Consider the following 18,945-nt stretch of genomic DNA (forward strand, 5'->3'; position numbering starts at 1 on the left):
TCCGCCTCCAGCCCTAGAATCTCTCGGTCGTGCCATCTGAGTAGAGCACTTCTGTTGGCTCGAAGCGGAAGCTCATGTCCTTGGTGTCAGTCGTGCGCATCCATCGATGTTGTTCGTTGAACTGATTGTAGTCCAAACTCATGCCTGTCTGCCGATGCACAGTTCCAGGCTTCAAGCTATCATTGATCGTGATGCGAACTCGGCACTGTGCGGCTCCGAAGATGTCAGCAAACACCAGTATGCCCTTCACGGCTCTCGTCGGTTTGGGCAATTTCTGAGTGCCCCAAGTGATATCGAACGCAATCGCATCGTCATAGATACCGGCTTGCCAATTGCGCTCTATGTAGCGCTTGCCGGAAATAGTGGGTTGCAAGATCGTAGGCTTTGGCGAACCCTCGGGTTCGTGGTCGTCGATGCTCCCCGTTGCTGCAAAAGCGGCGGCGAGTTTGACAAGCGCTTCACCAGCTTGTTTTCCCGCCGCGCGGGCTGCGTCTTCTGGTGGGGGTTTAGCAGGTGCCGGGAACGGCTGTGAATATTGACCGACGAGTGCTCCAACGAAAAGCGCAATGCAGACTGCGGCCAACCAACCGTAATCTAGCGCATTCATCTGAGTGCCTCCCGAAGAATGTGGTCGCGCTAGCGTTGCTGATTCTCGCGCTGGTGCAATCTCCGCATGTGCAAGAAAGTAGTTAGCCCCAAGTGTCCTGTGGATGTTCTCAGCGCTGGGCCGGGTCCGCGATTGCCACGGCGATGATCAACGCGAAGCCCGAGCTATACCCAACACGATAGCCGCGGAGCTAGATCGTCTTTGCCATGTGCCCCAGCCTCGGCAATTTGCGCGCATTGTCGACGATAAGACGCGGTGCCGGTACGGTGTTGGCGTAAGCATCCGAGAGAGCGGCATCGAGATACCAGACACGTCCGCCGATGCGATCACGCCGCCACTGCGCCAAGCGGCCGAACATCGTGCCATTCACCGGATCGAATCCGCGCCGCTCGGACCAAACCTCATAGGCTGCCAGTAACGTAGCCGCGGCAACCCGCTGCCCAAGCGCTGGGCGCACGGCTTCAGCGAAAAACTGCGCAACCTGGTCGGCTGGCTCTTCAATGACGGTCATGGCCTGCATGGGCTCCGCAGCGCCACGGGAGGCCGTCTCGCGGTGGCGAGCAGTGGTGCCATGCCCGAATACGAGCCAGAGCCCCACGCCTGAGCCAAGCTCGATAGCGATGGCGAGTACGGCGTGACTGATCGCGGCGATTAGTTCTTCGTCGTAGCCCGTAGCCTTGGCCATCGATGCCGATTGTGGATCAGCTCGCGTTGCTGCGGCCTTTTTGTCGACGGACGCGAGAGCCTTCTCAGCCGCCGCCACCTTGGCATCGAGCACGGTTGCACGTTCGGTAGCCGCCTGGTCCGTCTGCGCCTTGAGCAACGTCGCGCGAGCGGCACGCTCGTCGGCTTCACGGGCGCGGCAGTTGTTCCCACGCTTTCCGCACTCCGCATCGGCCTGGGCCGCTGCGGCGGTCACTGCATCGTCAGCAGCTTTGACCATGGCCGCCGTCGTCACCGTGAATGCGCCGACTTCTGCGCGCGCGCGCTGGGCACGATCAAGAGCGTCCTTCTTATCGGCCTCGTTGTCACGCGCTACAACTTGGGCCGTAACGCGCTCGGCAAGCTGGGTTGCTGTGATGCCATAGGCGCACCACAAACTTAGACAGGTGAGCACGCCGAACACGAGCCACGCTGCCGTCGCCCGTGCCCACTCTCGACCCGCCCATGCGACCGCAGCGAGGATTGGAAGCGACGATTTCAGAACATCGAGCGCCACAGCGGCGAGGGCATAGGTCCACGAGTGAACCTCGCTCGCGCCGCGTGTCCATCCGAACTCAAATGCAAAGGTTGCTGACGCCACCACGCATCCGATCACGGCAATTCTGAAGATGACCCGCAAGACGGTCATGGAGCCCCCTAAGACAGTTAGACACCCTGATAGGATGGTCAGTAGGACAGTTAGAACCGACAAAACGACCGCAAACGCTGCTGTTCTCCAACATGAGTCTTGACAGTTAGTTAGTCAACAAGTTAGACAGTCAGTTAGACAACAAGTCAGATCACGATGTGTTGCGATCAACACAGGAGGCTTCCGTGAGGACGTGGGCGCTGGTGCAACAAAAGGGGGGCAGCGGAAAGTCAACGCTGGCCACGAACCTCGCTGTTGCCGGCGAGCAAGCGGGTGAAATCGTACTCATTGTTGACCTCGACCCGCAGCGCAGTGCCGTCCTCTGGCACGACGTGCGCGGGAACGACCAGCCGGCCGTCACCGACACGCTGCCTCAACACTTGGGGAAGGTATTGGAGGCCGCAGACGAGAACGGCGCCACTCTCGCCATTGTCGACACTGCGGGCGAGCTGGACGAGGCGACGCTTGCCGCGCTCAAGGCGGCTGATGTGCTGATCTGCCCGACGCGGCCCGACCTCTTCAATCTGGCGAGCCTGAAAGAGACGGTCGCTCTGCTCGGCAAGGCAGGCAAGTTGCCTAAGGCCGTCGCCGTGATCAACGCCGTCAATGAGAGCGGGGCTGCTGCAACAGTCGGTGAGGCCCGCGCTGTGCTCAAGACCTTGAAGCTCACAGACTGCCCAGTGGTTATCTACAACCGGCCGGCGTTCGCTGCCGCATCGAACAAGGGCAGGGCCGTCATTGAGGTGCAGGCGAAGGGGAAGGCCGCTGACGAGATTCGCGAGCTGTACGCCTGGCTGGATGAGAACACGAGCAAGCGCCGGAGGAAGTCGAAATGAGGAAGACAAAGGACGCGGCCCCGGAGCGCGGCGGGTTGCTCAACGCGGTCGGTCGATGGGGCGCCACGAAGCGCGAGCCAGTTCCGACGCGTGGTCATCGTGAGAGCACACAGCAGCCGTCACGCAAGGGGCGGAAGCAACTCGCATTCTGGCAGGACGCTCTAGTCGTGAAAGAACTTAAGGCGCTGGCGGTCGAGCAGGGCATGACCCAGCAGGCGCTCATGAGCGAGGCAATCAATCTCGTGTTCAAGAAGTATGGGAAGCCGCCTATAGCGAGCGCCTGACGAGCTATCCCCGGCCTGCGTATCGGCCGGGGAGTTGGCAACTAGTCTATCTCGTCATCGAGTTCGAATAATCCGAGCATAGAGTAGTAGGCAGGAATGAAGCGTGTTCTCTTGGTCTCCGCATCCATCTCTTGTGCGGCGAAGGCATGCCAATTTGACCGCCCGCCCCGAGATGTCCCAACTGAAATCAGCGCGGGGTCAATTACGGCTCGTCGCGCCAGTTCCGCGGTTAGTTCAGCAGAACTCAATCGCTGCTTGGAGTGCTCCACTGCCACCCTCCAGTGACTCACTATGTTACCCGTGGCGTTACCCGAGCTTAATCTAAAATATTAGCTGGTGCGCCTAAGTCGTGGTGCCGGCTGAGGGATTTGAACCCCCGACCCCCTGATTACAAATCAGGTGCTCTACCAACTGAGCTAAGCCGGCTCGCGGCCCGAGAGGGTACGCGGCTGCCTTATACAGCGCGTCGGCCAGGAGTGCCAATGCGCCAGTTGCCCCGCCACGGTGCGTCGATTAGGCCTTCATTATCCATATCCTGACATGGTGACGGCAGTTGCGTCGAGTTCATCAAGTCGAGGGTTTGCGCATGCGTTTTGGTTCATTGCTCGCCGTCATCGGCATCGCCGGCACCATCGGCCTCGCTGGAGCGGCGCCTGCCGAGGCACAGTGGTGCCGGGCTCCCAGGGGAGTGGCCTGCGGGCCAGCACCTGTCAGCCACTTCATCTACTACCCGCGCTATTCCAACGTCTACTATTGGGCGACGCTCGTTCCCTATCCGGGCGCCTATCCCTACATGGCGCGCGGCTATTATGACCGCTACTACCGTCCCTATGGCCAATATGCCCGCCGCTTCTGGCAACCGCGCCGTGCGCGCGTTGCGCCGGTTGCGGTCGCATACCCAGTGGCAGCTCCACCTCCCGGCTGCTGCGCGGAAGGCCCCATCAAGTAGATCGCGACTGGTGGCCGGGTACGCCCGGCCGCCGCCCAATTCTACTGTGCGTGATGCGTTCGCTTGAATGCGGCGTGATGCAGACTGATCGCCGCCGCGTTCGATACGTTGAGGCTGCCGATTGGCCCGCTGGTCGAAATGCGCACCAGCCGGTCACAGCTCTCCCGCGTCAGCTCTCGCAAGCCCTTTCCTTCCGCACCGAACACCAGCGCCAGCCGGCCAGTCAGCGGCTCAGTTTCGAGCGCGTGTTCAGATGAGCCTTCGAGGCCCAGTACAGTAGTGCCGTGCTCCTTCAATTCGGCGATCGTACGCGAAAGATTCTGCACCAATGCCACCGGCACCAGCTCAAGTGCGCCCGAGGCCGACTTGGCCAGCGTGCCATCGAGCGGCGCGCTGTGCCGTCGCGTCATGATGAGGCCCGCTGCGCCAAACACCGCGGCCGAGCGCAGAATGGCGCCCACGTTGTGCGGGTCCGTCACTTGGTCGAGGACGACGAGGGGACCGGCATCGGCCCGCGCTACGAGCTCGAACACGTCAGGCTCTTCCAGCGGTTCGGTCTCGAGCATCACGCCTTGATGCACGGTATCGGCACCTAGGAGCCGGTCGAGATCGCGCGGACTGACGCGCTCCGGCGCGACGTGCCTGGCCGCTACGGCATCCGACAGCCGATTCTCGGCGTTCTCCGTCATCATCAGCCGGAGAATCGATCGTCCAGGGTTCCTGAGCGCGGCCTCGACCGCGTGCACGCCATAAAGCTGCACGTGGCCGTCGGGCGCGCCCTTGGGACCGTGGTCGGCGGATCGATGGCGCTGGGGCCCGCGCGGACCGCTTTTGCGCGGGCGTTGGCCGTATTTTTCGCGGGGGGATGTGGGCTTCATCATTCAGCTCGTGGCAGGGAGGCGTATCCTGCCGCTTTTCCATTTGACATCCAAGGGCCTGCTGCGGATAAACGCCTCCGCCCCGCCGCCCCTAGCGCGGGGCGATTTCATTTAGGTGCCAAGGCGCCTTAATGGATGGTGTGAGGAGGGGTGCCCGAGTGGCTAAAGGGGACGGACTGTAAATCCGTTGGCTTCGCCTACGCTGGTTCGAATCCAGCCCCCTCCACCATATCCTTCGCTTCCAACCTGAATGCCGCTGTTGCGTCGTCCCACTCGCGCGCGAACGTCCGCGCGGAGGACGAATCTGTGCTCCGAAAAACAAAAAGACCCGGAGCTTTCGCCCCGGGTCCAGTTGTCGGCCGTGGCCGGCCTAGGGAAGGGATTAGTTCGTCGCCGCTACAGGGCGGACTTTGAGTTTGTTGTCCTCGCGGCTGAGTTCGACGCTCTCCAATCCAGCTTGGCCTTTTGCGGTGGAGAGGACGACGGACTGCCCAGGGGAGAGCAGGGTCTCCACACGGATAGGCAGACCCTCCTGCTGGGAAAGCGTAGCGACAACACGGAAGCGGCCCGCTTCCTCGGTGTAGTAGGCGACCCCGTTGATGGCCCCAAGATTGATCGACTGGGCGCGCGGGCCACCGGCCAAAGCGGACCCCATGCTCGCCGAACCAATCGAAGCCACTGCAATGGCCGCGGCGGTGAGGGCGATTTTCCGAATGCTCATGACAGCCTCCAATTGCTGATGTGAAGGCCAGGCACCGATGTGCTGGTCTGTTGACAGGGAAGATGATACGCAGGGTGGTATTAGTCCAATAGATTGGATTGATAATGCCCATCGATCACATCAATTTAGCCCGGGTCGACCTCAATCTGCTGGTCGCCCTTGATGCGCTGCTTGCCGAGCGCAGCGTCACCAAGGCGGCCGCGCGCATCGGCATCGGCCAGTCGGCCATGAGCCACAACCTCGCGCGCCTTCGCGAGCTGTTCGGCGACGAGCTGATGACGCGCGGACCGGCCGGAATGCAGCCGACCCCTCGCGCCATGGCGCTGGCCGATCCCGTGCGTGTTGCACTCGGGCAGATCGAGACACTGGTCTCTCGCGAGCAGGCATTCGATCCGGCCACAGCCGAGCGCGTATTTCGCATAGGCCTGCCCGACAGTACCGAAGTCCTCATTGGGCCGGCACTGCTCGCATACGTGTGTGAGCACGCCCCTGGCATCCGGTTCCGCTTCTATGCCGCCGAGGGCAAAGGGCTGCTCGACGATCTCGACGCCGATCGCCTCGATCTCGGCATTGGCGTCGGAGCATTTCCCGGCGGGCAGGTGCATCACAAGCGCCGCGTGCTGGCGACCGACAGCTACCTCGTCATGTACAACGCGCGAAAGGTGCCGGTGACGCCGCCGATGTCGCTGGAGGATTATGTCCGCCTGCCGCACGTGCTCACCAGCTTGCGCCGCGGCGAGCGCGGCGTCGTGGATGATGCTCTCGAACAGCTCGGCCTCAGCCGCAAGATCGCACTCGTGACGCCGCGTTTCGTCGCCGTGCCCTTTCTTGTCGCCGGTGCGGCGGTCATAACGACGATGCACGCGAGGTTGGCCCGCTACTTCGCCGCGCAGATGGATCTCAGTCTCAGCCCGCCGCCCATCGAGCTTCCGCAGTTGACGACATCGCTGCTGTGGCACGCTTCCTATGACAGCGATCCCGCGCACATCTGGCTCCGCGACACGATCATCCGTGTCGCGGCCGAGGAGCGCGAGAAGACCGCCAAAGGACCACGCTAGCGCGATAGAGATCGGCTCTGCCCTGCGACCCTAAACCAACCCAGGCGCCACTACGGGAGCGACCAGGCCCTGCCGCATGCATAGGTACACGAGCTCGATATCGGAGCGCACGCCAAGCTTCGATTTGATCTCGTAGTGATAGTTCGCCACCGTCTTCGGACTAAGGTTGAACGCCGACGCGATCTCATCCGTCGACTTCGCGTCGAGGATCATGCGCAGGATTTCGAACTCACGTGGCGAAAGCTCATCGACCGCCGACACGTCATTGCACAGCCGACTGGTCGCCACGATGTCGTTGATCTCTGCGCACAGCGCTGGGCGCCCGGCGTAGACGCTGCGGATGGCGCTGACGAGAATATCGGGCGGGCTGCTCTTGGTAACATACCCGCGTGCGCCGGCCCGGAACGCCTGCTGCGCATAGGTCGCGCTGGCGTGCATGGTGAAAATCAGGATGCGCGCAGCAGAATCGCGCTGGCGGATCTGCCGGACGAGATCGATGCCGCCGCGCCCGGGCATCGAGATGTCGACGACGACCACATCGGGCTGCGCGTCCTTGAAGGCCTGATAGCCGCTGCGCGCGTCCTCTGCCTCCGCAACAACCTCGATATCGTCATGCATTTCGATCAGTCGCCGATAGCCCTGCCGGACGATGGCGTGATCATCGACAAGCAGAACGCGAATGGCCGCTCCCATCATGCGCCTCGCTGCAAATAAGGAAATTCAACATCGAGCCCGAAGCCGCCACCCGGCAGGCTGCCGGCAGAAATCCTTCCGCTGAGGGCGATGACGCGCTCTCGCATGCCGATGAGCCCAGCACCCGATGGCGGCGTTGGCTTGTCACCCGAGGGCGGTCCCTGTCCGTCGTCGATGACGGAGAGGCGGATCATATCCCGATCGTTCTCCTTCCCCTGCCGCAGCAACACCTTCACGTTGCGCGCGTTGGCATGCTTCGATGCGTTCGTCAGCGCCTCCTGCACGATGCGATAGACGTGGGCGCTGGTCTCCGCCTGCAGTCCTTCCATGCCACCCGCTGTCTCCATGGAGTAGCGTGTCTGCCCATGAGCGCCTTCGTTGTGCTGGGCAACAAGTGCCTCGAGGCTTTGGACGAGGCCGAGATCGTCGATTTCCTGCGGTCTAAGATACGTGAGCGTCCGCCGCAGCGTCACCATCAAGCCGGTTGCCATCTTCTCGAGCTGCGATGCATCGTCGACGAATGCGGGGGCCTCGCGCTGGGCACGCGTCCGCAGGCACGCTGCATTCGCATTGAGAGCACTCAGCTTCTGCGCGATCTCGTCATGCAGCTCCCGCGCTATGTGGCGGCGTTCCTGTTCCTGCGTGTCGACCAGCCGTCGTGCGAGCTCGGCGCGCTCCGCCGTCGCTTTGCCGAGGTCCTCGGAAAGCCCATTGAACACTTCGCTGATCCGATTGAGCTCGGTCAACTTGAAGGAAGGCAAACGATGATCGAGGTTCCCTTTCGCCAGGTCGTTCAAGCCGTCGAGAATCTGCCGCGTAGGCGCAAGCGCACGATTGATCACGAAATAGGTGACAAGGCACAGAACCGCGACGAGCGCAGCGGAAAATCCTAACAGCGGCGAGATTGATGCCCATGCCCGCTCGGCGGTGGCGAGCAGGTCGTATTCGACGACCACCGTGGCGTGAACGACGTCATGAAAGAAGATGGGCCGGGTGGCAGTCTGCCTCCCGTCCGTCAGAGAACCGTAGATCCATCGGAACCACTGTGGCGCCCTGAGAGCGCCTGTGTCGATCCCCGCGCAGCTAGATCGACGCAGTTGCTGAGGCGCCGTCGCACCGCGCAGCTCGACGCATTGCCCGGGCTGCAACGACAGGCCGGCAACGAGGTCCCAGTCGGGAAAGCGCTCGTGGATGTCGGTCGCACGCTTGATGCGTGAAAGCTGCAGGTTGAGTTGCCGACTGATCAGCTCGGCGAGCTCGTCATTCTGGTGCTTCGCGCTGAGCGCCGTCTGGTAGAGCGCCAACGCGGCACCCGCAGTGAAACACAGCAGCGCCACCAAGGTGATCCTGCGCACCAGCAGCCATTTGAGATCCATGGGACAACCTCGCTCGGAACCCAGATCCGAGAGGCTATGGACAGCCGCCGACCCTGTGAAGGGGTGAGGCCATTTCTCAGGAAATTTGCCCAAGGCCCGTCGTGGCAATCTCCGTGGGCACCCGGACAAAGGCGGCCGATCCTGCGCGCGGCAAGGCGGAGGATGGCGGCAGGATGCAGCAATCGAAGGCCAGAAGGTCGAAGCAAGGGACGTGCGCAGTCCGCCACGGCAACGCGGTTGCCTGGAAGGATGCCCTTGGTCTCGCGCTGGTCGTCGCCACGGCAGGCTCGCTCGCGTGTCTGGCGATTGGCCATCAGCTCTACGCGTCGAGCGGCGTGCAGCAGCGGCGCTCCGAGGAGATCGCGGCACTGCTCGCCACCCTCCGAAAGGATGAAGCGAACTGCACCACGCCGGCAGCCGATACCGTCCAGGCCGAGATGCAACCCGATCAACAAGCAGTCCAAGGAGGAAACATGAGAAAGATGCTCGTCGCAGCAGCCATGATGGCGGTAGCGGGCACCGGCTTCGCGCACGACGCCAGCGAGGCAGACGGCGCCAAGGAATTAGCACCCGCCGAGATCGTCTTCCGCGATGACCCGGCATTCCCGAAGGGCGCGCAGACCGCACTCCTGCACGGCGATCCGACGAAACCGGGCCTTTTCATTCTGAGGCTGAAGTTCCCGCCCAACTATCTTGTCCCGCCGCACACGCATCCGGGCTTCGAGACGGTGACGGTGCTCAGCGGCTCAATGGGAAGCGGCATGGGCAAGAAGGCCGATCTCACCAAAGGCAAGATGCTCGACGCCGGCGGTATGCTGGCGCTGCCGGCCAACCATGCGCACTACGTGTGGACGACCGACAAGGAAACGATCATCCAAGTCGCCGCAGTCGGCCCGTTCGACCTCATCTACATCAATCCGGAAGATGACCCGCGCAGCAAGAAGTAGCGCCACGCAGCTGCAACAAAGACGGGGAGTGGGCATTGCGCCCGCTCCCCGCCGCTGCTTCACCAGCCTTGTGATAGTCGGGCGTAGTAGACGATCGGCGAGGGCTCGATGCTCACCGTTCGGCTATCGATGTCGCCGCTGGCATCGCGCGTGATCAGCGTGCGCTCGTCCTTCGCCCGCAGCAGGTTGCTTGCCGAAAGCGTCAGCACCGCCTTCTCGGCGAGAGCGATACGTACGGAAGCATCGAGACGATCGAGGGCCGAAAACTCGGAATACTGGCTCGTGCCGTCTTCCAGCAGGATGTCCTGATCGTACGCGTAAGTTCGATTGTAGCCGAGGCCGAACGTGGTATCCCACATCGCCACGTAATAATCGAAGCCGATGTTGGTGACGAAGTCCGGCTGCTCGTCGAAGCGGCGCTTCTGTCCCGTCAACGCATCGGTCAGCTCGGACTTCATCGCCGTAGCGTTACCCCACAGTGTCAGGTCCGGCACTCCCATGAACGCAAGTGGGATGCGGCCTTCAAGCTCGACGCCATAAAGCTTGCCATCGCCCGCGTTGCGGAATGTGCGCACCCAGTCGCCAGCATCCTCTGCGAGGGTGGTCTCGATTTTGTCCTGCAACGAACGCGCAAAGAAGTTCGCGGCAAGGATTCCCGTTCCGTTGAACAGATAGTAATCGGTGCCAACGTCGAGCCCCCAGATCTTCTCCGGAGTCGTGTTGGGATCACCGCGCTCGTAGGGGTCAGAGAGCGTGCCCGAGCCATCGGTAATCGTCGGTGTCAGGTCGCCCAGATTAGGTCGGCGCAAGGTGCGCGCCACGCCGACGCGGAAGTCGAGATTCTGCGCAGCAGATAAGCGATAGTTGATCGACGGGTTGAAGTCTGTCGAATCCGTATCGTAATTTGTGCGCGTGTTGTCGAGCGTTTCCGTCGCGCTTTGCTCTAGGCGCAGCCCGAGCGTGAGCAAATCGCTGCCGAACACCTTGAAGCTGTCGCTCACGTAGGCGTGGTAGATCGTTTCTGTGACCTTGTACGTCCTTTCGTCGACCGTCGACACAGCGCCGCTGGTGACATCAACTGTAATGGCATTCTCGTCATGCGACCGCTGCGCCCAGCCAAAGCCGGCTTCGAGGGCGTGGGCGCCTACGCGCGTTGACACAACCGTGCCGGCGGCGATGCGCTCCAAGTCGACCGGCACGAAGCGCCAAGCCTGTCTTACGTTAGGCGTGCCCTTGACGGACCCGTCGGCATTATAACTCGTGCGATATGTGTCGCGTGTCGTATCCTCGCGGCCGCGCTGATAGTCAAAGAACACGCGCGATGCGGTGGCATAGCCGAAGTCATGCTGCCACTCGACATTAGCGCCATATGTCTCGCGAATGCGCTCGCGCATCTCATGCGTGTCGCGATCGACGTATGTCTGATCCTCTGAAAGTCGAAGCGCATTCTGATCGCGCCGCTCCGTGGTCCGCAGATAGCTCGGCGCAACGACAACGGTATTCGCCGGATCGACAGCCAGCTCAAAACGCGACAGCAGCGTATATTCGTCGAACTTGCGATGCTGCGGTCCAAGCTCGCCGCCATCCGGCGAGCCGTCGCCCTTGAACGTGAATTCGTTGGCGCTTTCCTGCACGAGCCGGCGCTGGTACCCGCCGCCGATGAAGTAGCGCAGCGGGCCGGTCTCGCCGCCTTGCCACCCAGAGATCTCCCCCGGAGAGCCATTGTCCTCCATGCGCCCCGCGCCCATCGTCAACTGGCCGCCCGATGCACCAAACGAGCGCCGTGTGATGATGTTCACCGTGCCAGCGGCACCCATCGAGTCCATGCTGGCGAGCGGCGTGCGGGTAATCTCAATGCGCTCGATGAACGAGGCAGGAATGCGATCCACCTCGATGTTGCGACTGGTGTCGCCATCGAGCAGTGGCCTCCCGTCGAGCAGAACCTGAGTGTACTCCTTCGGAATGCCGCGCAGCTTGATGTCGCGCGAGCGGTTTACGCCCGGGAACGTGACACCGGGCAGGCGGCGCACCACGTCGCCGATGCTGAGCTGGTTGTACTGCTGAAGCTGGGCGCCCTCCATGACCACGGTGGCATTGGGAGCCGCTGCGCGCGCGGCGAGCCCGCTCTTCGCGGAGGCGCCAACGGCGTTGCCTGAATCCGTGGATGCAGTGCCCGCGGGTAGTTGCGGCAAGGCAGTGGAGGCAGCCGCTGCAGCAGGTCCGGGCTGTGCGACGACCGCCTTAGTCACGGCTTTCTTGGATGACGACTTCTTCGGCTTGGCCTTCTCAGTGGCCGTTACGGTGACCGGCGGCAGCGGCGTGACCGGTTCAGCTTCTTGTGCTTTTGATGCTGCGGTGCACGCGGCCAGAATCGCTGATACCCTCAGCGTACGCTTCAACAACCCCACTCAACTCACTCCCCACTACGCATTACAGGGGGCGCACCTTCGCGGGGCTATCCGCTCCGGACAAGAAACTTTACGAGAAAAGTATAAAATCCGCCGAGCCGTGATGCGATCTTGTCACAAAACTGACGCATACGGCGACGCCACGACGCCGAAGCCCCGGCGCTAGCGCCTCGACTACTTCACCGAGACTTCGCCCTTCATCCCGGATTCGTAGTGGCCGGGAATGAGGCACGCGATTTCGAACGTGCCGGGCTTGGTGAAGCGCCAGACGAGTTCGGTTTTCTCACCCGGCTTCAGCCGGCGGCCGTTCGGCTCGTCGTGCTGCATATCGGGGTTCGCGGCCATCGCATTTTTGTGGGCAGCATTGTTGGCGACGCTGTCGATGAGGAATTCGTGATCGACCGCACCCGCGTTTGTCAGCACGAAGCGCACCTGCTCGCCTTTCTTCACCTCGAGGCTGTTTGGCGAGAAGCTCATGGCGCCGTCGTCGTCGCGCATCACGATTTCCACCGTCCGCGCGCCCTCGTGGCCGGCGCCAGGTTCACCCGCCGCAAACGAAGCATCTTGGCCAGCGTGAGCGTTATGCCCCGCGTGCTCGCCGTGACCCTCGTGCGCACTGTGTGCGAGGGCGGAGTGTATCGCCATCGGGCTGCCGCTGATCGCGATGACGGCGGCCACCGCGCTGGCAAGGGCCGGGACGAACAATCTCTGCAGCATGGGTAGTACCCCCTTGAGCCTGGATGTCTTCCGACATGGTAACCGAACCGGCGCGCCGGCGAATCCACACTTTCGCCGCAGCTTCGGATTGCCCATTCGCGATGGGCTGTGAGGCGAAGACATTGATGCAGAACAAGGTTTTCCACACTTTTTGACGGACGATCAAAGCGGACGGCATTGCCGAGGGACGGACCGAAGCTGCCCTCGAACCGTACGATTGGCGAGGGCGGCGCGCGATCTCAGTGTTGCGCGAAAACCCGTCCGCCACCGGTTTGACACTCAGTGGTGCTCATTTCGCTCCCACGGCCTGCTAAAGCTGGTCCGAAGCGACCTGGGGTGAGGGAGGACGCAATGAACCTGCCCAAAGCAATCACGTTCATTGCCGTTGCTGCAATTGCACTGCTGTCGGCTGGCTACTACTGGGCGACCGGTCAGCGCGGGGCCGAGGGCAAGATCGTTCTCGCCACCGGCGATGTCGCAAACTACCGCGAGCTCGCTGCCGCCTACGAGAAAGCGCTCGAGCCGTACGGCGTCGATGTGCAGCTCCGTCCGGCCGTCGAAGGCTTCCAGACACTCAAAGGTCTTGTCGCCGACCCGCCGCAGTTCGATGCCGCCTTCATCAAGGGTGGTCTCGTCGGCAGCATGCAGGGCAGGCTGGCGCGCTCCAAGGCGCAGGAGTGGCAGCAGAAGGAGCTTGGCAAGCTGCGCTCCCTGGGCCGCCTCTTCTATGAGCCGATCTGGGTCTTCGTTCGCTCCGACTTCTCCGGCCAGAGCCTGCGCGATCTGAAGGGCAAGGCCGTACTCACCGGCACGCGGGAAAGCGGAGGCCGGCGCATCGCCGCCCAGCTTCTGCGCGCCAACGCCATCGAGTTCAGCAAAGACAACCCGCTGATGATCGCCGAGGACATTGCGCCCGACGGCAACCAGCTTCTGTCCGGCAAGGCCGAAGCGGCATTCCTCGTGCAGCCGGCCGATACGCCGCTCATCCAGAGCCTTCTGCACGTTCAAGGCATACGTCTGCTCAATTTTGCGCTAGAAGCCGACGCCTACGCCAATCGCTTCCCGGCGCTCACCAAGGTGACGCTCAACCGCGGCGCCGTCGAATTCGAGCCGCTGTCGCCGCCCGAAGACGTGACGCTGCTGGCCACCAGCACCGCGCTTGTCGTGCGCGCCGATCTCGATCCTTCTCTGATCAGCCTGCTGTCTTACGCCGTGCTGCAAAATCCGCGCTCGGGCTTCGATAAGGCCGGCGACCCTGTGCTGTTCCACCGACCGGGAACCTTCCCGCATATCTCCGATCCCGAGTATCGCGTCCCCGAAGAAACGCGTCAGGTCTATAAGTCGGGCGAGTTGCCCGTCGCGCTGCGCTCCATCGCGCCGGCCGTGAAGGAGGCGGGCTTCCCGTTCTCTGTATCGGCCTTCATCTCCAACCACGGCGCCCAGACGGTGCTGCTGCTGATCCCCTCGCTGGTGATCCTGTTGCCGATCCTGCGCGTGCTGCCGAGCGTCTACAACTGGACGGTCCGCCGCCGGCTTCTTTACTGGTATCGCCAGCTCAAGGCGCTCGAGAAGCAGCTCGACGAGCCGGTCGAGGGTGACCTTGCGGCCCATCAGGCGGAGATCGAGCGCATCGATTCAGGCGTGCGCAAAATCCGCTATCCGCTGGCGTTCTCCGACCAGTTCTATCACCTGCGCTTGCACATCAATCTCGTGCGGCAGCGATTGTTCCAGAAGCCGCACGTCGTGCGCATGGCGGCCGAGTAAACGGCCGCCGTTCAGCCGGCGCTGGCATGTTCCGGCTTCGGCGCGAACGCCTTGTCGCGCGCGCCGAAGCGCCCGAACTGCAACGCCAGTGTCGGCAGCACCATCAAGTTCAGCGCCATCGAGCTGGCGAGCCCGCCGACGATCACCAGTGCCATCGGTCCTTCGATCTCGCGCCCCGGCTCGTTCATGCCGATGGCCAGAGGCAGCAGCCCGAGCGCCGTCACGATCGACGTCATCAGGATCGGGGCAAGACGGTCGGCCGCGCCGGCAATAGCCGCGTCCCGCCCCCAGGTGACGCCCTCCACCGAGACCATCTGCTCGTAGTGCGAGATCATCATGATCGAGTTGCGCAGCGTGATGCCGAACAGCGTCACGAAGCCGACCATCGAGCCGATCGTCAGCACGCCACCCGTCGCCAGCACCGCCAGCACGCCCCCCACCATCGCGAACGGCATGTTGGCGAGCACCAGGATGACGTTGCGCGTGCTGCCCGTTACCACCGACAGCAGCACCAGAATACCGATGCCAGCAACCAGCGCATTCATGATCAGATCGCGCTGGGCCTGCGCCTGCGCCTGCGCCGATCCGGCAAATTCGATGTGCACGCCCGGCGGAAGCTTCAGCTTGCGCGCCAGGATCTCTTCGGCCTCGTCGACGAATGATCCAACGTCACGCCCGATGACGTTCGACGTCACCGCCTGCAGCCGCTGCCCGCCGAAGTGATCGACCTGATATCGGCCAGCGAGCTGGAACACGTCCGCGATCTGCTTCAGCAGCACGAAGTTGCCGTTACGCGTGCGCAGCGGCAGGTCGGCGACATGAGAGATGTTCTCGCGCGTTCTCTTGTCGAGAATGGCGATCACATTGAACACGCGGCTTCCTTCATACGTCTGGCCGACGACGTCGCCCTGGTATGCGGTGCGCACAGCGTTGAGAACATCGACGGTGTCGAGGCCCCAGCGTTCCAGATCGGCCTTGCGCGGGCGGATTGTCAGCTGCGGCAACCCTGGAGGCGACTGCAATTGCACCTCTGCCGCGCCTTCGATCCCGTTCAGTTCCTGCGCCACCTGCTGTGCAGTCTCATCCAGCGCGTTGAGGTCGTTGCCGTAGATGTTGACGATCACCGACGCCGTATAGCCCGAGAGCGATTCCTCCACCCGCTCGGTGAGAAACGGCTTCAGCGCGAAGTTCACGCCGGGAAACTCGGCGAGAACGCGCCGCATCTCGGTTTGTGCTTCTTCCGAATCTTCGCCTGACAAGCCCGGCTGCAGATCGACCTCGAACTCGCTGTAATGCGTGCCCCAGGTATCGTCCGCCTGCTCCGCGCGCCCGATGCGTTGCGAAACCACGCGCACGAACGGCAGCTTCAGCAGCGCTTCGGTGACGCGCTTGCCCATGCGCTCCGATTCCGCAATCGAGGTGCCGGGAACCGCTGCCATGTGCAGTGTGAAATGCCCTTCCTTCAACTCCGGCAGGAAGCCGATGCCGAACAGGGGTATGGCCGCACAGCCCGCCAGAGTGAAAATGAACGCCGCCGCGAGCGTCGTCCGCGGCCGCGCGATGACAACCCGCAGCATGCGGTCGTAATGCCGGCGCAGCCAGCGCGTCACCGGCGGATCGTGCGAGGCGCGCTCATCGCTCGCCATGGCGCGGTCGCGGAAAAACAGCATGCACAGCGCCGGCGTGACGATCATCGCCACGGCGAGCGAGGCCAGGATCGCCAGCACGTAGGAAAGGCCCAGCGGCGCGAAGAAGCGCCCGGCGAGCCCCGGCAGCATGATCACTGGCAGGAACACGAGGATGACCGCGAAAGTGGCGTAGACCACCGATCCGCGCACCTCCAGCGAGGCATTGACGATGATGTCGCCGATCGGCAGCGGGTTGGCACCGCGCCGGTTCTCGCGTAACCGCCGCGCGATATTTTCCACATCGATCACCGCGTCGTCGACCACTTCACCGATGGCAATGGCGAGGCCACCCAACGTCATGGCGTTGAGGGTCGCGCCCAGTGCGTTGAGGACGACAACGGCCGCAAGCAGCGACAGCGGAATGGCGACCGACGAGATGGTCGCCGTGCGCAGGTCGTAGAGAAACAGGTAGAGCACGACGATGACGAGGATGCCGCCCAGTACCAGCGATTGCATCACGTTGCGCGTCGATATGGCGATGAAGGCCGCGGGGCGGAACAGATCTGTCCGCAGCTCCACGCCTTCCTTCTCGATCGACGGCCGCAAAGCCGTAAGCGCCTTTTCCACCCCCTCGGTGACGTCGACAGTGTTGGCGCCGAGCTGGCCGGACACCAGCAGCACCACGCCCGGCTCGCCCATGATCGTTGCGCCGCCGATTGCCGGCTCCGGCGCTTCCGTGACTTCGGCAACGTCCTTCAACAGCACGCTGGCGCCATTGACGCTTGTCACAACCGTGCGCGCCAGCTCGCTCGGATCGATCGACTGACCCTCCGACTGGAACACAACGCGCTGGTTAGACGTCTCGATGAAGCCGGCGCCCGTGATGGCCGTGGCCCGACGTGCCGCATCCAGCACGTCGTCGATCGATAGATTGTAACGCAGCAGGTCATCCGGCCGGATCTGCACCTGCAGCGAGCGCACATCGCGTCCGAACACGGCCACCTTGGACACGCCCGGAACCGCCAGCAGCCGCTGCCGCAGCGTCCAGTCGGCAAGCGTCCGCAGCTCCATGAGCGAGCGCGTCTTCGAGGTGAGGCCCAGCACCAGCACCGTGCTCGACGAAGAGGTGAGGGGCGTGATCGTCGGCTGCGGAATGTTCTGCGGCAGCTCGCGGACGGCCTCCGCCAGACGTTCCGATACAACCTGGCGGTCGCGATAAATGTCGCTCTTGGCCTCGAAGATAACCGTGATGACGGAAAGACCCTGAATCGACACCGAGCGCATCGATTGGATGCCCGGCACACCATTGACCGCATTCTCGATCGGTTGGGTGACGAGCACCTCCACCTGCTCGGCGGTAAGTCCGGGTGCCTCGGCCTGGATGCCCACTTGCGGCGGCGCGAACTCGGGGAAGACGTCGTATTTCGCCTGTGTCAGCGACACGATCCCATAGCCCAGCAGCACGATGGCCAGCGCTACGACGATGCCGCGGAAACGCACCGCAAAGCGTATGATCGCGGCTTGCACCCCGCGCTGCTGCTCAGCGGATGTGGGGCCGGGCGTCATCAGTCGTCATCGCCCTCGATCTGGATCTGCGAACGGAACTCCTCCGACAGGAGCATCTGCGCGCCCGTCGTCACCACGTCGCCGGTGTCGGCGAGCAGGGCAGTCGGAACGACGAAGCCGCCGTTGTTCTCAGCGGGCATGTCGGTCGGGATTTCGAGGCGCGAGAACGTCTCGTCTCCGGTGCGCCGATAGACCCACCCGCGCCCTGCCCACCACACCATCGCCGAGGGTGGGACGATGATCCCATCCACTGGCTTGCCGTCGACCAGAAATGCTCGCACGTTCATCCCCGGCAGCACGCCACTGTTGGCCGGCGCGGCGTAGAAGTACGTTGCCCCCTGGATGCGCGTGTCGGTGCGCGTTCCCGGCGAGATGTAGCGCGCCTCGGCGCGATGGGTTTTGCCCACGACCTCGATCGCGGCCTTCGGCGGCACGTCCTCCAGCTGCACCCCCGGCGGTAGCGTGATCTGCAACAGGAACTCCACGCGCTCGATCAGCCGCGTGATGAGGCCGCCATCGACCACCATGGCGTTACCAATGACCGGGCCCCACTCCTGCATGGCCGTGGCCCGCAAAGTCCGCACCTGCGATTCAGCCGCCTCCACCGCAGCGCGATCCGCGATCAGTGTTGCCTCGCTGCTCTGCACCTGGACGAGATTGCCGATACTCTTGGCGTACAGCGCCTTCGCCCGCTCGAATGCGGGGAGGGAGGCCGCCAGCCGCGCCCGCGCCGTGTTGAGCTGCGACACGGCCGAAATGTAGTTGGTGTTGAGGGTCGTCAGCGCTGTGAGATCGAGGACGGTGCCGTAGGCGCGCACCTGGTCCTGGTACTTGGCCGGCTCGAGTTTCTTGAGCTCCAGTCCGATGGCCTGTTGCGCTTCGTCGTCGAGAGTGATGATCGGTTGCCCGCGCTCGGGCATCGTCACCCGCAATGGCGGCTTGATCGGCTGCTCGCGTTTGGCCTCGAGCGCAGCTTCCTCGCGACCCTCGACGTAGCCGACGACGACCACCGCCGCGAGCCCGGCAAGCAAAGCGACACCGATCAGGGCCAGCAGCAGGCTGCGGCCCATACGCATTAACTTCATGCCACGCTCACTGCGGGCTGCCGTCGAGGGCAGCCTCGTTTTCTAGTAAAGCCCCGTATCTAAGGACGGAGGACCGA

At 63.1% G+C, this 18,945-nt stretch carries 16 protein-coding genes and 2 tRNA genes; 7 read left to right on the forward strand and 11 right to left on the reverse strand.

Annotated elements, in window-relative coordinates; genetic code table 11:
- Positions 1-13 precede the first annotated feature (13 nt).
- Both ACP15D_RS00875 and ACP15D_RS00880 read right to left on the reverse strand, forming a co-directional pair.
- Complete coding sequence (locus ACP15D_RS00875) at positions 14-607, reverse strand: hypothetical protein (protein ID WP_424955696.1); 594 nt, start codon at positions 605-607, stop codon at positions 14-16.
- A gap of 190 nt (positions 608-797) precedes the next feature.
- Positions 798-1,958, reverse strand: coding sequence for a hypothetical protein (locus ACP15D_RS00880; RefSeq protein WP_424955697.1), 1,161 nt, complete (start codon positions 1,956-1,958; stop codon positions 798-800).
- A 185-nt stretch (positions 1,959-2,143) separates the two neighbouring features.
- On the opposite strand from ACP15D_RS00880, the gene ACP15D_RS00885 reads away from it, so the two are divergent.
- Together ACP15D_RS00885 and ACP15D_RS00890 are read left to right on the forward strand one after the other, a co-directional pair.
- On the forward strand, positions 2,144-2,794 hold the full coding sequence (locus ACP15D_RS00885; protein ID WP_424955698.1) for an AAA family ATPase: 651 nt from the start codon (positions 2,144-2,146) through the stop codon (positions 2,792-2,794).
- The gene (locus tag ACP15D_RS00890) at positions 2,791-3,078 is read left to right on the forward strand and encodes a ribbon-helix-helix domain-containing protein (protein ID WP_424955699.1); all 288 of its coding nucleotides are present in this window, start codon (positions 2,791-2,793) and stop codon (positions 3,076-3,078) included. The genes ACP15D_RS00885 and ACP15D_RS00890 overlap by 4 nt, the downstream gene beginning before the upstream one ends.
- 350 nt (positions 3,079-3,428) lie before the next feature.
- Here the strand turns inward: ACP15D_RS00890 and ACP15D_RS00895 are convergent.
- Positions 3,429-3,504, reverse strand: a tRNA-Thr gene (locus ACP15D_RS00895).
- Positions 3,505-3,664: 160 nt separating this feature from the next.
- Between ACP15D_RS00895 and ACP15D_RS00900 the strand changes: the two genes are divergently transcribed.
- Complete coding sequence (locus ACP15D_RS00900) at positions 3,665-4,027, forward strand: hypothetical protein (protein WP_424955700.1); 363 nt, start codon at positions 3,665-3,667, stop codon at positions 4,025-4,027.
- A gap of 41 nt (positions 4,028-4,068) precedes the next feature.
- On the opposite strand, the gene rlmB is transcribed toward ACP15D_RS00900, so the two are convergent.
- Positions 4,069-4,905, reverse strand: coding sequence for a 23S rRNA (guanosine(2251)-2'-O)-methyltransferase RlmB (gene rlmB / locus ACP15D_RS00905; RefSeq protein WP_424955701.1), 837 nt, complete (start codon positions 4,903-4,905; stop codon positions 4,069-4,071).
- Between the two features lie 144 nt (positions 4,906-5,049).
- Between rlmB and ACP15D_RS00910 the strand changes: the two genes are divergently transcribed.
- Positions 5,050-5,134, forward strand: a tRNA-Tyr gene (locus ACP15D_RS00910).
- Between the two features lie 153 nt (positions 5,135-5,287).
- On the opposite strand, the gene ACP15D_RS00915 is transcribed toward ACP15D_RS00910, so the two are convergent.
- Positions 5,288-5,626: a hypothetical protein gene (locus tag ACP15D_RS00915; RefSeq protein WP_424955702.1), complete on the reverse strand. Its 339-nt coding sequence runs from the start codon at positions 5,624-5,626 to the stop codon at positions 5,288-5,290.
- Between the two features lie 104 nt (positions 5,627-5,730).
- On the opposite strand from ACP15D_RS00915, the gene ACP15D_RS00920 reads away from it, so the two are divergent.
- A complete protein-coding gene (locus ACP15D_RS00920; RefSeq protein ID WP_424955703.1) occupies positions 5,731-6,684 on the forward strand; it encodes a LysR family transcriptional regulator in 954 nt (317 codons plus the stop codon).
- A 30-nt stretch (positions 6,685-6,714) separates the two neighbouring features.
- Here the strand turns inward: ACP15D_RS00920 and ACP15D_RS00925 are convergent, their stop codons facing one another.
- A complete protein-coding gene (locus ACP15D_RS00925) occupies positions 6,715-7,380 on the reverse strand; it encodes a response regulator (protein WP_424955704.1) in 666 nt (221 codons plus the stop codon).
- Positions 7,377-8,753: a histidine kinase gene (locus ACP15D_RS00930; RefSeq protein WP_424955705.1), complete on the reverse strand. Its 1,377-nt coding sequence runs from the start codon at positions 8,751-8,753 to the stop codon at positions 7,377-7,379. The genes ACP15D_RS00925 and ACP15D_RS00930 overlap by 4 nt, the downstream gene beginning before the upstream one ends.
- 113 nt (positions 8,754-8,866) lie before the next feature.
- On the opposite strand from ACP15D_RS00930, the gene ACP15D_RS00935 reads away from it, so the two are divergent.
- Positions 8,867-9,700 carry a cupin domain-containing protein gene (locus ACP15D_RS00935; protein ID WP_424955706.1) on the forward strand — a complete coding sequence of 278 codons (834 nt, stop codon included), beginning with the start codon at positions 8,867-8,869 and terminating at the stop codon, positions 9,698-9,700.
- Positions 9,701-9,759: 59 nt separating this feature from the next.
- On the opposite strand, the gene ACP15D_RS00940 is transcribed toward ACP15D_RS00935, so the two are convergent.
- Together ACP15D_RS00940 and ACP15D_RS00945 are read right to left on the reverse strand one after the other, a co-directional pair.
- Positions 9,760-12,108 (reverse strand): TonB-dependent receptor plug domain-containing protein, encoded by a 2,349-nt coding sequence (locus ACP15D_RS00940; protein ID WP_424955707.1) that lies wholly within the window; start codon positions 12,106-12,108, stop codon positions 9,760-9,762.
- Positions 12,109-12,282: 174 nt separating this feature from the next.
- The gene (locus ACP15D_RS00945) at positions 12,283-12,825 is read right to left on the reverse strand and encodes a cupredoxin domain-containing protein (RefSeq protein WP_424955708.1); all 543 of its coding nucleotides are present in this window, start codon (positions 12,823-12,825) and stop codon (positions 12,283-12,285) included.
- A gap of 351 nt (positions 12,826-13,176) precedes the next feature.
- Between ACP15D_RS00945 and ACP15D_RS00950 the strand changes: the two genes are divergently transcribed.
- The gene (locus tag ACP15D_RS00950) at positions 13,177-14,589 is read left to right on the forward strand and encodes a TAXI family TRAP transporter solute-binding subunit (RefSeq protein WP_424955710.1); all 1,413 of its coding nucleotides are present in this window, start codon (positions 13,177-13,179) and stop codon (positions 14,587-14,589) included.
- 11 nt (positions 14,590-14,600) lie between these two features.
- On the opposite strand, the gene ACP15D_RS00955 is transcribed toward ACP15D_RS00950, so the two are convergent.
- Together ACP15D_RS00955 and ACP15D_RS00960 are read right to left on the reverse strand one after the other, a co-directional pair.
- Positions 14,601-17,783: an efflux RND transporter permease subunit gene (locus tag ACP15D_RS00955; protein ID WP_424955711.1), complete on the reverse strand. Its 3,183-nt coding sequence runs from the start codon at positions 17,781-17,783 to the stop codon at positions 14,601-14,603.
- A complete protein-coding gene (locus ACP15D_RS00960) occupies positions 17,783-18,868 on the reverse strand; it encodes a hypothetical protein (protein WP_424955712.1) in 1,086 nt (361 codons plus the stop codon). The genes ACP15D_RS00955 and ACP15D_RS00960 overlap by 1 nt, the downstream gene beginning before the upstream one ends.
- Between the last annotated feature and the right edge of the window lie 77 nt (positions 18,869-18,945).

Source organism: Hyphomicrobium sp. 1Nfss2.1, assembly GCF_965243865.1.
GTDB lineage: Bacteria > Pseudomonadota > Alphaproteobacteria > Rhizobiales > Hyphomicrobiaceae > Hyphomicrobium_A.

Excerpts from the sequence above, each read along its gene's own strand:
- ACP15D_RS00875 (WP_424955696.1), bottom strand. The coding sequence starts at position 607 with ATGAATGCGCTAGATTACGGTTGGTTGGCCGCAGTCTGCATTGCGCTT.
- ACP15D_RS00880 (WP_424955697.1), bottom strand. The coding sequence starts at position 1,958 with ATGACCGTCTTGCGGGTCATCTTCAGAATTGCCGTGATCGGATGCGTG.
- ACP15D_RS00890 (WP_424955699.1), top strand. The coding sequence starts at position 2,791 with ATGAGGAAGACAAAGGACGCGGCCCCGGAGCGCGGCGGGTTGCTCAAC.
- ACP15D_RS00900 (WP_424955700.1), top strand. The coding sequence starts at position 3,665 with ATGCGTTTTGGTTCATTGCTCGCCGTCATCGGCATCGCCGGCACCATC.
- rlmB (WP_424955701.1), bottom strand. The coding sequence starts at position 4,905 with ATGAAGCCCACATCCCCCCGCGAAAAATACGGCCAACGCCCGCGCAAA.
- ACP15D_RS00915 (WP_424955702.1), bottom strand. The coding sequence starts at position 5,626 with ATGAGCATTCGGAAAATCGCCCTCACCGCCGCGGCCATTGCAGTGGCT.
- ACP15D_RS00920 (WP_424955703.1), top strand. The coding sequence starts at position 5,731 with ATGCCCATCGATCACATCAATTTAGCCCGGGTCGACCTCAATCTGCTG.
- ACP15D_RS00925 (WP_424955704.1), bottom strand. The coding sequence starts at position 7,380 with ATGATGGGAGCGGCCATTCGCGTTCTGCTTGTCGATGATCACGCCATC.
- ACP15D_RS00930 (WP_424955705.1), bottom strand. The coding sequence starts at position 8,753 with ATGGATCTCAAATGGCTGCTGGTGCGCAGGATCACCTTGGTGGCGCTG.
- ACP15D_RS00945 (WP_424955708.1), bottom strand. The coding sequence starts at position 12,825 with ATGCTGCAGAGATTGTTCGTCCCGGCCCTTGCCAGCGCGGTGGCCGCC.
- ACP15D_RS00950 (WP_424955710.1), top strand. The coding sequence starts at position 13,177 with ATGAACCTGCCCAAAGCAATCACGTTCATTGCCGTTGCTGCAATTGCA.
- ACP15D_RS00955 (WP_424955711.1), bottom strand. The coding sequence starts at position 17,783 with ATGACGCCCGGCCCCACATCCGCTGAGCAGCAGCGCGGGGTGCAAGCC.
- ACP15D_RS00960 (WP_424955712.1), bottom strand. The coding sequence starts at position 18,868 with ATGAAGTTAATGCGTATGGGCCGCAGCCTGCTGCTGGCCCTGATCGGT.